The organism is Aeromonas sp. 603404, from assembly GCF_049171775.1.
GTDB classification, from domain to species: domain Bacteria; phylum Pseudomonadota; class Gammaproteobacteria; order Enterobacterales; family Aeromonadaceae; genus Aeromonas; species Aeromonas veronii_A.
This window is the reverse complement of the sequence record NZ_JAAKPE010000023.1, coordinates 1-14,656: the sequence shown is the minus strand read 5'-3', so window position 1 is coordinate 14,656 and position 14,656 is coordinate 1. Positions and strand designations below refer to the sequence as shown.

The following is a 14,656-nucleotide window of genomic DNA, read 5'->3' as shown; positions in this document are numbered from 1 at the left end:
CCTTCGCAATGGCCTGAATATCAATGACGTGCATAGGTCTTGTCGAGCAGGTTGATGGGCGCCAGCGCCTCCCCTGCCTCCTTGGCGTTGCGGGTATCTTCCTTCACCTTGGGATCGAGCCAGAGCAGACCACCACTACTGTGAGGATAACCATCCATCGGCCAGTAGAGCAGATCCGGCGTGTTCTTGGTGGCAGGTACGTCCGGCAGCATCACATAACGCCAGCTGCTGGCCCGCACATAGTTGAGCTGCACCCCGGGCACGAAGATGGCGAGATCATAGATGCGCTGCTGGATCTGGCGGGAGATCTCGGCCCGTTTGGCCATGTCGAATTCGACGTTGTAGGCGTCGATCAGTGCGTCCAGCTCCTTGTCAGCCACGTTGAACAGGTTGTTGGTCTGCGGTTTGTTGGCATTGGCGGAGTGGAACGACTCCCAATATTGTGGATAGAGACCGCCGCCGCCCCAGCCAAGCCAGGCCGCCTCGTGTTTCTTCTCCAGCATCACCTTGAAGCCGGTGGCGCCATCCACTAGGTTAAGCTCCAGATCGAGACCCGCTTTCTTGGCCTCCTCTTTCAACACGGTCAGGCGCTTGGAGTGCTCCTGACTGGTGTAGGTGAGTGCCAGCGTCAGCCGCTCCCCCTTCTCATTTTGCAGGATGCCGTCCGGCCCCGGCTTGTTGTAACCGCCCTTGGCAAAGTACTCCCGCGCCTTGCCGATGTCATAAGCCCGCTCCGGCAGCGTCATGTCGGTGAACTCGCCAAAACCCGAGCCGAAGGTGGTGGCTCTGTCATAGTCGCCGCGCAGCACGGTCTCGATCATCTTGTCGATGTTGAAGGCGTGCTGGATGCCGAGGCGCACGTTCACGTCCGCCAGCTTGGGGTTGGCCACATTGAGGTGCACCCCCTGACCGCCCTGTTTGGTGTCGGTCATGGCCATTACCTTCTGCACGTAGCCTTTTTTGTACTCCGGGGTGACCGCTTTTTCATGCCACCAGTTGGGCAGGATCATCTCGAAGGTATCGATCTCCCCTTTCAGGAAGTGGCGGAAGGCGATGTTGTGGTCGCGGATCACCTGCACCTTGATGGTGTCGATGTTGAATCTGTGCTGGTTGTAGCGATCGTCTTTTGCCCACCAATCCTTCTGTTTGCTGAAGGTGACCGACTTGCCCTTCTTGACGTCGCTGATCACGTAGGGGCCGGTGGTGGGCACCACGGCCCAGTTGTACTGCTTCACCCAGTTGGGGGTCAGCTTGTAGTAGTGCTTGGGCTGGGGCCACAGCTCGGTGGTGTTGAGCAGGTCCATCTTGGCCTTGCGGTTGCCCGCTTTGACCATAATGGTGTGATCATCGATCTTCTCTACCGCTACCACTTCAGTGGTGTAGTAGTTGTTGAACCAGGGCCCCTTGATGTGTTTGGAGCGCATCATCTCGTAGCCGAAGGTGTAGTCGTCAGCATTGACCGGCTTGCCATCCGACCATTTGGCTCGCGGATCCAGCTTGAAGTAGACGGTCTGGCTGTCTGGCGCGATGGCCCAGTGGGTCGCGAGTGAGGGGATGGGGTTGCCGGTATTGGGGTGGAAGCTGATGAGTCGCAACTGGTTATCGAGAATAAAGGAGCGGAACGATCCGTTGGAGTCAGGCCCCACAGTGCGGAACGTCAGCGGAAAGCTCTCCACAAACATATTTAGGCTGCCGCCCGACAGCGCCTTGGGGGAGGCGAACACAGGATCCGTGTCGTTGGTCTCCCATTTGAGATCCGCGGGCAGGCTGGCCGCCCAGACCCAGGATCCGTTTACCAGCACAAAGAGAGCACCTATCCATTTGATTTTATTTTTCATGTTTGACTTCCAGGTCTGGCCCCTACACTGGGGGTCTTGATTGATAACGGGATTATCCCTTGCTCCCGGGACCGCCGATGGCGGCGGCCCGTCCTTCATTAATCACTGTTCGTTATCTGGCGCCTGCCGATGCGCTGGCATCGGCTGGCTTATTGGTAACGGGTAAATTTGCGCGGATCGAACGCCTCGCGGATCGCCTCACCGATAAAGGAGACCATGATCAGCACCAGACTCACCGCGGCCACCACCGAGCTGACGATCCAGATGGCATCCAGATTGTTGATGCCCTGGGAGAGCAGCTCCCCCCAGCTCGGGGTCGGCGGTGCCAGCCCGAAGCCCAGATAGTCGAGGGCCGTCAGGGTGGAGATATTGCCCACCACGGCGAACGGCGCCAGGGTGACGATCATCATCAGGGTATTGGGCAGGATGTGGTTGAAGATGATCCGCCCGGTGGTCGCCCCTTGCGCCCGCGCTGCCATCACATAGTCCCGCGCCCGCTCCTTGTAGGTGAGGGTGCGCATATACCAGGTGATCCCCATCCAGCCGAACAGCACGTTGATGGCGACAAACAGGCCGAAGTTGGGCTTGGCCAGCGACACCAGGATCATGATGACGTAGAGAAACGGCACCTGGGACCAGATCTCGATAAAGCGTTGCAGGATGAGGTCGAAGCGGCCGCCGAGAAAGCCCATCAGACAGCCGATGGTGACTCCGATGGCGTAACTGGCCGCCAGCGCGATAAAGGCAAAGCCGATGGCGATGCGAAAGCCGTAAACCAGTCGCGCCAGCACGTCTCGGCCGCTGGTGTCGGTGCCGAGGAAGTGGCGCTCGGCCGCGCTGGGGGCGTAGGGCGGGTAGGCATCCTCTTTGAAATCCTGCTCGTAGGGGTTCCAGGGTACCGGCGGCAGCAGTACCCAGTCGCCCTGGCCCTCTGCGGCAAATTTGGCCTTGAGCTGGCGGTAGTTGGTTTCGTACTCGTAATCGAGCCCGAACTGCTGACCGGGGATCACATCGCCATAGGTGGGGAAATGCAGCTGGCCCTGATAGCTCACCATCAGTGCCCGGCTGTTGACCAGCAGCTCCGCCAGCAGGGAGAGCAGCACCAGGGTGGTGAAGATGATGAAGGAGTAGTAACCGCGCTTGATCGACTTGAAGCGCTTGAGTTTTTTCAAGGTAACCGGATTGAGCTTCATGGTCAGTCTCCAAACCGCACGCGGGGATCAACGAGGGCAACGCAGATATCGGAGACGATATGGCGTGATATCAGCATCGGCATGGCAATAGAGGTCTGGTTCATGGTTAATCTCCAAACCGCACGCGGGGATCAACGAGGGCAACACAGATATCGGAGACGATATTGCCAATCAGCATCAGCATGGAGGTGATGGCCAGAATGCCCATGACGGTGGGGTAATCCCGCTCGACGATCGCCTCGTAACCGAGCAGGCCGATGCCGTCGATGTTGAAGATTGTCTCGATGAGGAAGGAGCCGCCAAAGAAAACGGTGAGCACAGACCCCAGGTGACTGGCGATGGGGATCAGGCTGTTGCGCATCGCGTGGTCGGTGACCGCCTTGCGAAACGGCAACCCCTTGGCCACGGCGGTACGCACATAATCGGCCGACAGGTTCTCCATCAGGCTGTTTTTCATGGTCATGGTGAGGATGGCGAAATCGCCGATGGCGTAGGCGATAAGCGGCAGCAGGGCGTGGGCAAAGACAGTGCGGATCTGATCCCAGCTGCTCTCCATGTACTCAAAGTCGTCTCCCGGAAAACCGCCCATCGGCAGCCACTCCAGATGGAATGCGAAGACGGTGATGAGGAAGATCCCCACCACGTAGGCGGGCAGGGCATAGGCCATGTAGATAAGCATGGAGCTCAACGAGTCGAAGCGGCTGTTGTGCCTGAGCGCCTTCGCCACCCCCAGCGGAATGGAGACCGCATAGCTCAGCAGAAAGGTTGCCAGCCCGAAGAAGGCGGTGACCGGGAGCCGCTCCTTGATGAGATCCCACACCGGCTCGTAGTAGCGGGTCGATTCGCCCAGATCCAGCACCGCCAGCTTCTGCAGCCACTCCCAGTAGGCGACCAGCATGGGCTTGTCGAGCCCATAGAAGGCCTTGAGCTCCTCGATCTGTTCATCGGAGAGGGCCTGCGCCCCCTTGCTGCCGCTGGAGCGGCCGGATTCATTCTGGGAAACCTGGGCTTGCAGCAGCATGCGTTCGACCGGTCCGCCCGGCACGAAACGGGTGATGGTGAAGACGAGCAGGGTGATACCGAGAAACGTCGGGATGATCAAAAGCATCCGGCGTAGGAAATACGACAGCATGGTGGAACCTCGTCCTTGTTGTTCTTTTTTGCGGCCAGTCAAATCCGGTGACGGGCCTGTCCTTCCTGGCATTACGCGCTGGATTGGTTGCCAAACAGCAGACAATCCGCTTGGCCACTGTAAAAGCTCTGCAACAAAAATCAAGTACAAGGAAATGGAAAACTGGGACAAATGACCCGCTGAGACCAAAAGCACCGAAAAATGACGTTTTTTATCTGAAAAGTGAAAATCAAAACAAAACGCTACTGCTCAACATTATTTTAAAAAATATAAACAGCTGTTTGTTTGAGTTTTAGTTGTTTTTAAACTATTGATTTATAATGATTTTGTTTGGGTGGTGAAATTGAAGGAAAACGATATCATCTCGACGATTTTATCTGTTATCCCTATGAGAATGGTCAGGTACAACCCTCATGAAGTTAGTGTTTTATTCTTATTAAGGCCGATAAATCAAAATAAGATATAAACTGACAGCACGTTAACTAATAAGTTCATCAAATTTTAATTCAGCGCCATTTACGCCATTTAACAATGTTTTTACATTGCGTGAATTGTTTTTGGCAGAATTATTCACTAATTATGCCGGTCAAAATTAATACACTCCGCTTATTCTACGCCTGACCTCGCTACACCCCTGCTCCATTGACGTCGCTAGTCAAAGATTGATAAGCCTTACACATCGCTCCAAAGAGGGCGGTATCAGGAAGCAAACAATAAACAACCAGGAAGGATATAAGCGATGCTTAGGAAGAGCAGAATCTCTGCTGCGATTGCGTTCGCCTTGGCGAGCCTTGCAGCGGCCCCATCCGTATCTGCCGAAGAAGGGCAGAACGTCGAAAAACTGCAGAAAATCAAAGTCACTGGCTCCCGTATCTCCCGTGTTGATGTTGAGGGGGCGACTCCGGTTGTCTCTGTCAGCAAGGCTCAAATTGAACAGTCTGGTCAGCAGACTGTGGCCGATTATCTGAAACAGGCCTCCTACAACTCCTTTGGTGGTTTCTCTCCATCCTCCGGTAGCTCAGCCCAGTCACAAGCCACCGTAGGGCTGCGTGGCCTTGGTGAAGATCGCACACTGGTGCTGCTCAATGGCAAGCGTATCGCCGGTTCTCCCTCCATGGGGGGCACCGCCATCAACCTCAACACCATCCCCATGGCGGCCGTTGAGCGGGTGGAAGTGAACCTGGACGGTGGCTCTGCCCTGTATGGTTCTGATGCCATCGGTGGCGTTATCAACGTGATCCTCAAAGAGGGTTTTGAAGGCTTGTCATTCCAGGGGCGCGTCGGTTCACCGACCGAGGAAGGTGGTGACGAACAGAGTGGTTCCATCGTCAGCGGTATTTCGGGTGAGAAAGGTTCCCTGATGATGGTCTACGAACATGATGTCAAAGACGAAATCTATTACAAGGATCGTGACTATCTGGCCAAGCAGGGGGCTGAGTCTCCTAGCCTCTATGGTCGCAATATCAAGGGAGTAGACGCGGCAACTGGCAAGACCGTAACCCGTACTCTGAATGGGGTCGACTGTGAAAGCACCGGCGCCGGTTTTGTCACCAAGGGTACGGCTTGCCGCTTCGACTTTGCCCAGGTCGCAGCCAAGACCGCCTCGCGTACTCGCGACACCGTCTATGTCAACGGCCGCTACCATATCAACGACAATGTGGATTTCGTGCCACAGATGATTGGTTCCCGGGTCACCAGTTTTGGTCGTTTCGCCCCTGCTGCAGGTGCCTTCACCGTGGATGGCTCCACCCCTGAAAGCGCTGCAGTCCTGTCTGCCAACAACTTCAGCACCGCCAAGGCTGCGACGGTTTACTACCGCTTCAACAACGTCGGTCCCCGTGACAACGAAGTGACCGACTTGACCGGTACTCTGAACCTGGGTTTTGAAGGGGTGGTTCCGACCGAGGCGGTTGGCGATCTGGAGTGGAACGCCGGTTACATGTACTCCAAAACAGATAACCAGAGTATTGGTAATGGCTATGTATTGGAGCCGGCAGTTCAGACTCAGGTAAACAGTGGAAACTTCGTCAACGGCAGCTTCTCCGCTGATGCCACCAAGGATCTCTCTTATACCACCAGCCGCAACTCCAAGATGGATTTCTTCCAGTGGTATGGCGGTCTGGGTTGGGAGATGGGCGAACTGCCTGCTGGCCCGGTCAGCTGGTATCTGGGTGCCGAGTATAACGATTGGGTTTACTCCGACACCTACGACAGCCAGTCCGAAGCGGGTAACGTACTGGGTTCATCCGGCAACTCCGGTAGCGGTGTGCGCGATGTGTTTGCCACCTACATCGAGAGCCTGCTCCCCATCACCGAGCAGATCGAGCTGAACCTGGCGGGTCGTTACGACAAGTACAGCGACTTTGGCAGCGCCTTCTCGCCCAAAGCGAGTCTGCGTTATCAGCCGCTCGACCAGCTGATGTTCCGTACCTCCTGGTCCCAGTCTTTCCGTGCGCCGGGTCTGAATGATCTCTATGCGGCGGATGCCCAGTCAGCGGACTTTGCCAAGGACTATGTCTACTGCCAGGCCAATGGTATTGCCAACTGTTCCGAAGAGCAGTACGAGACAACGCGCCAATCCAACAAGAACCTGAAGGAAGAGACCGCCAATACCTTCACTATCGGGGCGGCCTACAATCCGCTGGACAATCTGAACCTGTCGCTCGATTACTACTACATCAAGATTGATGACGTGATCCAGCTGGCTACCACCCAGACCCAGTTCTATCAGGAGCTCAATACCGGCAGCAACCCGAACGTCATTCGTGACGCCAACGGCGATGTCGAGAAGGTCTATGCCGGCATGGTCAACTTGGGGCAACTCAAGACCAGTGGTATCGACTTCAAGGCGGACTACAAGTACGACTTCAACTCCTTCACCCTGCGTTACGACTTTGGCAGCAGCTACATCCTGAAATATGAGGAAGGTCTGTTTGCTGGTGGCCCAATGGTTGACAAGAAGGGCTGGAATGGCAAACCCGATTTCCGTTTCAACTCCGGGATCGGTGCCAACTTCCCACAGCTGTGGAATCTGGATACCTACCTGAGCACCAACTATATCGACTCCCAGAGCCAGGACTATGTGGATGACAAGGAAGAGGGCCATATTGCTTCCAACACCATCTGGAACCTGAACGTTGCGGTCGATACCAGCTGGAATGCCAAGATCCAGACCGGCGTGAAGAACATGTTCAACCGTGGACCTTCCCTGTCAAATGATGGTTACACCTACGATGAATACCTCTACAGCATTGACGGACGGGTCTACTACATCGACTACACCCAGAAGTTCTAATCAACCCCGTTGATATACAACCTCAGCCGGCCCGGTCGGGCCGGCTGTGCCCAACGTCCAAGGAAGTTACGGAGATAGGGTAATCCTATGAAGACAAGGACCATTACAATGAAGAAAGCGCTCCTTGGCAGCCTGGTTTCGGCCGCCTTGTTGACCAGCTTCAATCTGAGTGCCGCCACTGCCGGTCAGGCCGTGGACGCTCAAGCCGCCACCGACAACGCATCCAAAGTTTCCCAGCAGAAGATCGACAGCTATGCCGAATCTGCCGAATCCGCACTGGCCCAGTACAAGGCAGCCCTGCGTCAGGTCGACAGTCTGCGCACCTACAACGAGCAGGTGAGCAAGATGGTCGAGTCCCAGAGTGCCGAGCTGGCGTCGATGCAAAAGCAGATCGCCCAGATTGATCAGACCAGCACCGAAGTTGTCCCCCTGATGCTCAAGATGATCGACTCCCTCGAGCAGTTTGTGGCGCTGGATCTGCCGTTCCAGAAGGTCGAGCGCGAGGACCGCGTAGCAGCCCTGACCGACCTGATGAACCGTGCCGATGTCACCATCTCCGAGAAGTACCGCAAGATCCTGGAGGCCTACCAGATCGAGGAGGGCTTCAGCCGCACCATCGAATCCTACAAGGCGAGCCTGGACAAGGATGGTAGCGAGAAGACCTACGAGTTCCTGCGGGTTGGCCGCATCGCGCTGCTTTATCAATCCCCGGATGGCAATGAGACCGGGATGTGGAACAAGAAGACTCGCCAGTGGGAAGAGTTGCCCCAGGAGTATCGCAGTGCGGTTGAACAGGGCCTTCGCATCGCCAAGAAGCAGGCGCCTCCCGCTCTGATCAAGCTGCCGGTTCAAACTGCGGAGAAAGCATCATGAAAGGAATCAAACTTGCGATTGCCTCCCTGATTGCGGGAGCAACCCTGGTCACCCTGCCGGTGACCGCCGCCGAAAAACCGGTGGATCTCAATGCGCTGCTGAATCAGGTCAAGGCCTCCAGCCTGAGCGAATCCCAACTCAACAAGGAGCGGGAAGCCCGCTTCCTGGCTGACAAGAACGAGCAGGGGGCGCTGCTGGCCAAGGCCAAGGCCGAGCTGGCTGCCGAAACCGCCAAGGGCGAGCAGCTCAAGGCGACCTTCGATGCCAATGACAAGCAGCTGACCGAGCTGACTGAAACCCTGCGCCAGCGTTCCGGCAACATGGGTGAGATGTTCGGCGTACTGCGTCAGTTCGCCGGTGAGTTCAAGGGGATCTTCAACGCCTCCGCCCGTCGGGTCGAGCATCCGGAACAGACCGCGCTGCTGACCCGTCTGGCCGAGAGTAAAGAGCTCCCCTCCAGCGACGATCTGGAAGCGTTCTGGACCACCACCCTCAGCCGCATGGTGGACGGTGGCAAGGTGAGCCAGATCCCGGCGACTGTGGTCTACGGCGAAGGCAACCAGGCCGAGAAGACGGTCACCCAGATCGGTGAGTTCAACACTGTCTCCGAAGGCAAGTACCTCACCTTCGTGCCGGAGACCGGCAAGTTCGAGCAGCTTTCCCGTCAACCTGACAAGGGGGTGCTGGAACCGATCGCCGAGTTTGAACAGGGCGGTGACGGGGTCAAGCCCATCTTTATCGACCCGTCTCGCGGCGTGATCCTCTCTCTGCTGGTGCAGTCACCGACTCTCAAGGAGCGGATCGATCAGGGTGGTGAAGTGGGTTACGTCATCATGGTGCTCGGCGTGCTCGGTACCCTGCTGGCCATCTTCTGCGGTATCCGCCTGTCGCTGATCGGCTCGTCCATGCGCAAGCAGCTGAAATCTGATCAGATCATCAAGGGCAACCCCATTGGTGACATGCTGGGGGCCTACCAGAGCCATCGCGGTGACAACATCGAGGATCTGGAGTCCAAGCTCGACGAGATCATCCTGCGCAACGTGCCCAAGTTCGAGAAGGGCATCAGCATCATCAAGCTGATCGCTTCCGTCGCGCCGCTGCTGGGGCTGCTCGGTACCGTAGTGGGGATGATTGCCACCTTCCAGGCCATCACATTGTTCGGCACCGGCGATCCCAAGCTGATGGCGGGCGGTATCTCCGAGGCGCTGGTGACCACCATGCAGGGTCTGGTCGTCGCGGTGCCCATGCTGTTCCTCTACACCATTGTGCAGACCCAGAGCCGTCGTCTGATCCAGGTGCTGGAAGAGCAGAGCGCCGGTTTCGTTGCCCGTTATCAGGAACGTCTGCACGCCTCCAAAGCCGCAGCGTAAGGAGTCACCCATGTGGTTCTGGTTGATTGAAGAAGTCGAGTCGGTCCGCCGGTTTTTGGGATTGGGGGGCGATGTACTGGTCGCCCTGTTCTTCCTGACCCTGATGATGTGGGCCCTGTTGCTGGAGCGCTGGTTCTACTTTATGGCGGTTTACCCCAAGCAGGTGAAGCAGACCAAGGCCACCTGGCTGGCCCGTACCGATCATCTCTCCTGGTCTGCCAAGCAGATCCGCCGCGAGCTGGTCTCACGGGTCGCCATGGCGGTAGACAAGGGGATGCCGGTCATCAAGGTGCTGATCGCTCTTTGCCCGTTGATGGGGTTGCTCGGGACCGTGGTGGGGATGGTGCAGGTGTTTGACACCCTGGCCATCACAGGCACCGGTTCGCCGCGGGCGATGGCATCGGGGATCTCCAAGGCAACGGTACCGACCATGGCGGGCATGATCGCCGCCCTTTCCGGCCTGTTTTTTGTCAACCAGCTCGATCACAAGGCCAAACTGGCGGTGCAAAAGCTGGAAGACAACCTGAAACACGGTTGATGCAGGATGCATACCCCCGGCGAGGCATGGCCTGCCGGGGGCACAGAACAAGCAAGGAGTTTCTGCTATGAGAAAACGTTACAGCGACAGCGGTGCTGACGAGGCGGCTATCGATTTGACCCCCATGCTGGACATAGTGTTCATCATGCTGATCTTCTTCATCGTCACCACCTCCTTCGTCAAGGAGTCCGGTGTCGAGATCAACCGTCCCAGTGCCAGCACGGCCGAGACGGTGAAGAAGGGCAATATCATGGTCGCGGTACGCGAAAACGGTCAGGTCTGGGTCGACAAGCGGGTGGTCGAGGTGGGGGCGGTGCGCGCCAACATCGAGCGGCTGCGGGCCGAAAACCCGGAGAGCGCCGTGGTGATCCAGGCCGATAACGAATCCCGTTCCGGTCTGGTGGTGCAGGTCATGGATCAGATCCGCATGGCCGGTGTCCAGAACATCTCCATCGCGGCAGACAAGAGCAGCTGATGCCGGAGAGAGACCTATGAGATACCTGATATCGTTGGCGGTCTCCTGTGTGGTGGTGTTCTTTCTGTTTCTGGGAATGAACAAGCTGATCACACCGGATCACCGGGAGCTGGTGGAGAAGGATGATGTCACCATGACCGATTTCATCCGCCTCAAGCCCCAGGAGACCCTGCAAGAGAAACAGCGGGAGCTGCCCAAACCGCCGCCGCCCAAGCGTCCGCCACCGCCTCCCGAGATGGAAGTGGCCAGCACGGATCGGCCGAAGATGGAGAGCGCGCCGATGGACATGCCCAAGCTCGACATCCCGGTCAACATCGGTGGTGGCAACGCGCTGGGTGCTTACAGCACCGGCGGCGGTGGTGGCGGCGTCGGTGGCAACAACGGCGCCATTCCGCTGGCCACCTTCGAGCCCATGATGCCCCGCAAGGCTGCACTGGCGGGGCTGGCCTCCGGCAAGGTGCTGGTGGAGTTCACCGTCACCGAGCGCGGTACCGTCAGCAACGTGCGGATCGTCAAGGAAGAGCCGCGCAGCTATGACCTCGGCAAAGAGGCGCGCAAAACCATTGCCAAGTGGACGTTCAAACCGGCCATGGTGGATGGCAAGCCGCAGGCGAGCCGTATGCAGCAAGAGATCGAGTTTGCGGTCAACTAAGGAAGGTGGCGATGAACAAGTTACACAAGATGATCCTCGCCCCGGTCGCCATGGCGGTGCTGCTCAGCACCGCCAGTTGGGCCGCCGAGCAGCCGGCCCTGTCGGATCGGGCCTATCGGGCGGTCAACAAGGCGCAGGAGCTGATCACTGACAAGCAATACGGTCTGGCCAATGCCAGATTGCAGGAGGCACTCTCCAGCGTGGGTGATCGGGTCTACGACAAGGGGGTCATATTGCAGACTCTCGGTTTCGTAGCCGCCCAGCAGGAGAAATACGGTCAGGCGACCAAGTACTTTGCCGATGCCATCGCGACAGGCGGCCTGCCGCCACCGGTGGCCCAGCAGGTGCGCTACAACCTGGCCCAGCTCTATATGGCTGAGGGTAATTATCAGGGCTCGATCAAGACCATGAAGGAGTGGTTTGCCAACCAGGGCAAGGATGACAAGCCCAACTCCCATGCCTATATCACGCTGGCCAACGCCCACGTGCAGCTCAAGCAGTACCGTGACGCGATCCCGGCGGTGGATCAGGCGATCAAGCTGTCGGCAGGTAAAGCGCCGGAGTCCTGGTATCTGCTGAAGATGGGCGCTCACTACGAGCTGAAACAGTACAAACCGGCGACCGAGGTGCTGACCTCTCTGGTCAATATGTTCCCGGAGAAGAAGAAGTACTGGACACAGCTGTCGGCCATGCATATGCAGGCAGGCAACGATGGCAAGGCGCTGGCGGCGCTGGAGTCGGCCTACAACCTCGGCATGTTGACCGAGGCTGCCGAGCTGCAGCGTCTCGCCAACTACCTCGCCTTCACCGGCATTCCCCATCGCGCCGCACGGGTGATGGAGAAGGGGATGAAGGACGGGGTGATTGAGCAGAGCGCTGGCAACTACAAGACCCTGGCCAACTACTGGCATCAGGCCAAGGAGCTGGATCCGGCCATCGACACCCTGGCCAAGTCCTACCAGCTGGCCCCGAGCGCCGAATTGCAGCTGAAAATGGCGCGCATGATGATCCAGAGCAAACGCTATCAGGATCTGGTGGCGCTGGCCGCCAAACCGGCAGCCAATGCAAATGGTGAACAGCGGGCGGATCTCAAGTTCCTGACCGGGGTCGCCTATTTTGAGCAACAAAAGCCGAAGGAGGCCCTCAACGCCTTCACCCAGGCGGCTCAGAATGGCAACGTCAGCGGTCGGGCATCCCCCTGGATCAGCTTCCTCAAAGAGCAGAGTGGTGCGGCGGGGGAGGCGGCCGTCCAGTAATTCCAATGACAACGCTTGAAGTCCCTTTTATGGTTGCCTGGTGGCTCCATTAACCGCTCTTCGGAGCGGTTTTTTTATGGTGGCAGCCAGTCCCTGCTGTAGTCGAAGCGCTATTTTCCACCTTTTCGCTCCAATGAAAGTGCCACAGTCAACATTGGCCTATCTCCTCCGAGGTGACAAACGTTTCAGCCAGGGCTGCAACCGTGACACCAGGTGGCACAGCGCTGTGGTCTAAGGGGGCGGGGTTGGTCCGCAGAGAGGGGGCTATGCTGTACATCTCTCTTTCAATGGCGACTTGCCAAGGGGGCTTTTGCTCTGTTGATAAGCATCACACCGAAAACGGCCACTTTTAACAAGAAAAGCAACATATGGAAGTTGAAATTTTGGCCGACTCGGGAAAGAATGCGCGCTCGGTTATTTGGCGCCGTGGTGCAGGTTGACCCGCCACCGGCAGACCGAAGATAAGATGGCCTCCGGCCCATTTGGTACAGGAAACCACACAGGAATTTTATGAGCCCCCTTCGCACTGCCGCTTCGGCCCTTTTATGCACACTTGCGCTGATCAGCCAGCAGGCTGCCGCCGTCGAGTACCGTCTGCCTGCGGCCAACAGCCGTCTGATCGGTGAGAATCTGGAATATGTGGTGCCTGCGGACAATCGTCCGCTGGAGCAGATAGCCTCCGAGTTTCAGTTGGGTTTGACCAATATCATGGAGGCCAACCCGGGCGTTGATCCCTATCTGCCCAAAGCGGGCAGCACCCTGATCATCCCTCACCAGTTGATCCTGCCCAACGCGCCCCGCGAAGGGATCGTCATCAACGTCGCCGAGATGCGCCTCTACTACTATCCGAAAGGGAAGAACGTGGTACAGGTATTGCCCATCGGCATCGGTCAGCTGGGGGTAAACACCCCGGAGAACTGGATCACCAAGGTAGAGCGCAAGCGCGCCAACCCGACCTGGACCCCGACCGAAAACATTCGTCGTCGCTACGCCGCGAAGGGAATCACACTGCCTGCGGTCTGGCCAGCCGGCCCGGACAACCCCATGGGCCTGCACGCCCTCTACATCGGCAACCTCTATGCCATCCACGGAACCAATGCCACCTTCGGCATCGGTCTGCGGGTGAGCAGCGGCTGCGTACGTCTGCGTGCCGACGACATCAAGTATCTGTTCGACAACGTGCCGGTCGGTACCCGCGTCCAGTTCGTCAACCAGCCGGTCAAGACCACGGTCGAGCCGGATGGCGGTCGCTACATGGAAGTGCACGAGCCGCTGTCACGGACCGAGGAGGAGTTCAACTCCACCGCCTCCGTGCCGCTCCCGATGACACCGGCCATCACCCGCTTCATCGCTCACGCCGAGTCTGACTCCAACGTGGTCAAGCAGGTGCTGGAACAGCGTACCGGCATGCCGACCCGTCTCAATCCTCAAGCCTGATGACTTGAACTCGAGACCCGGTAATGACAACGGCGACCCTATGGTCGCCGTTGTTGTTTCTGCCAGCGGCAGTGGGCGTTATTTGTGACTGACGGTGACGATTGCCATAGTGTGGCGATCATCGACCCACTGGTAGGAGACCTGGCTGTGGGAGAGATTCAGGGATGCCTCTCTTGCCAGTTTTTGCAAATTAACTGTTTCGGTTGTTTGTGCGGAGCCTGAGAGGCAGGTGACCTGCATCTGCTTCTCTAGTTGGTTGACACGGCAGGCATCCTCCACGATGGCGCCGCTGAATTCGATGCGTCCTGTATTACTTGCCTGGGTCGTCTGTGCCATCGATATGCCCAGCGTGGCGAGAGTGAACACTACTGCGCTTGTTTTCATGCAGACCTCCTGATTGTCTTGCTCGCGGGCAGGAACCCGCTTGTTCATTGCCTCGCATTATCAGTATCGACAGTATTAGGTGGGGGATGAGCGTTATTTGATCCCTGCTCGGGAGGGGCAAATTCAGAAAGCAGTGTCTAGTCCTGAAATAGGTTTACACATTTTCAACTAGCATTTCTCTACTCAGAACCCCCTATGTACCGCATCGGGGGT

12 protein-coding genes are annotated in these 14,656 nt (G+C 57.5%); 8 read left to right on the top strand and 4 right to left on the bottom strand.

The features are described 5' to 3' along the window. Positions 1-20: 20 nt before the first annotated feature. The 3 genes from G5306_RS20150 to G5306_RS20140 form a co-directional block, all read right to left on the bottom strand. Positions 21-1,838, bottom strand: coding sequence for an extracellular solute-binding protein (locus G5306_RS20150; protein WP_421313579.1), 1,818 nt, complete (start codon positions 1,836-1,838; stop codon positions 21-23). Between the two features lie 149 nt (positions 1,839-1,987). Beyond that, the gene (locus tag G5306_RS20145; protein ID WP_013724081.1) at positions 1,988-3,031 is read right to left on the bottom strand and encodes an ABC transporter permease; all 1,044 of its coding nucleotides are present in this window, start codon (positions 3,029-3,031) and stop codon (positions 1,988-1,990) included. A gap of 106 nt (positions 3,032-3,137) precedes the next feature. After that, a complete protein-coding gene (locus G5306_RS20140; RefSeq protein WP_031227629.1) occupies positions 3,138-4,163 on the bottom strand; it encodes an ABC transporter permease subunit in 1,026 nt (341 codons plus the stop codon). Positions 4,164-4,902: 739 nt separating this feature from the next. Here G5306_RS20140 and G5306_RS20135 point away from each other — a divergent pair. From G5306_RS20135 to G5306_RS20100, 8 genes are all read left to right on the top strand, one after another. Beyond that, a complete protein-coding gene (locus G5306_RS20135) occupies positions 4,903-7,458 on the top strand; it encodes a TonB-dependent receptor (RefSeq protein ID WP_421173210.1) in 2,556 nt (851 codons plus the stop codon). Between the two features lie 108 nt (positions 7,459-7,566). After that, a complete protein-coding gene (locus tag G5306_RS20130) occupies positions 7,567-8,331 on the top strand; it encodes a DUF3450 domain-containing protein (RefSeq protein WP_005343435.1) in 765 nt (254 codons plus the stop codon). Then, entirely contained in the window at positions 8,328-9,701 is a 1,374-nt protein-coding gene (locus G5306_RS20125) for a MotA/TolQ/ExbB proton channel family protein (protein WP_107682561.1), read from the top strand. The genes G5306_RS20130 and G5306_RS20125 overlap by 4 nt, the downstream gene beginning before the upstream one ends. A gap of 10 nt (positions 9,702-9,711) precedes the next feature. Beyond that, positions 9,712-10,239, top strand: coding sequence for a MotA/TolQ/ExbB proton channel family protein (locus tag G5306_RS20120; protein ID WP_005338936.1), 528 nt, complete (start codon positions 9,712-9,714; stop codon positions 10,237-10,239). 67 nt (positions 10,240-10,306) lie between these two features. Next, positions 10,307-10,714 carry an ExbD/TolR family protein gene (locus G5306_RS20115; RefSeq protein ID WP_005338933.1) on the top strand — a complete coding sequence of 136 codons (408 nt, stop codon included), beginning with the start codon at positions 10,307-10,309 and terminating at the stop codon, positions 10,712-10,714. 16 nt (positions 10,715-10,730) lie between these two features. Then, a complete protein-coding gene (locus tag G5306_RS20110) occupies positions 10,731-11,366 on the top strand; it encodes an energy transducer TonB (RefSeq protein WP_005343441.1) in 636 nt (211 codons plus the stop codon). A gap of 11 nt (positions 11,367-11,377) precedes the next feature. Then, positions 11,378-12,622: a tetratricopeptide repeat protein gene (locus G5306_RS20105; RefSeq protein WP_216951981.1), complete on the top strand. Its 1,245-nt coding sequence runs from the start codon at positions 11,378-11,380 to the stop codon at positions 12,620-12,622. 510 nt (positions 12,623-13,132) lie between these two features. Then, positions 13,133-14,059, top strand: coding sequence for a L,D-transpeptidase family protein (locus G5306_RS20100; RefSeq protein WP_421173211.1), 927 nt, complete (start codon positions 13,133-13,135; stop codon positions 14,057-14,059). 78 nt (positions 14,060-14,137) lie between these two features. Here G5306_RS20100 and G5306_RS20095 read toward each other — a convergent pair whose 3' ends face one another. Next, complete coding sequence (locus tag G5306_RS20095; protein WP_421231782.1) at positions 14,138-14,443, bottom strand: type 1 fimbrial protein; 306 nt, start codon at positions 14,441-14,443, stop codon at positions 14,138-14,140. Between the last annotated feature and the right edge of the window lie 213 nt (positions 14,444-14,656).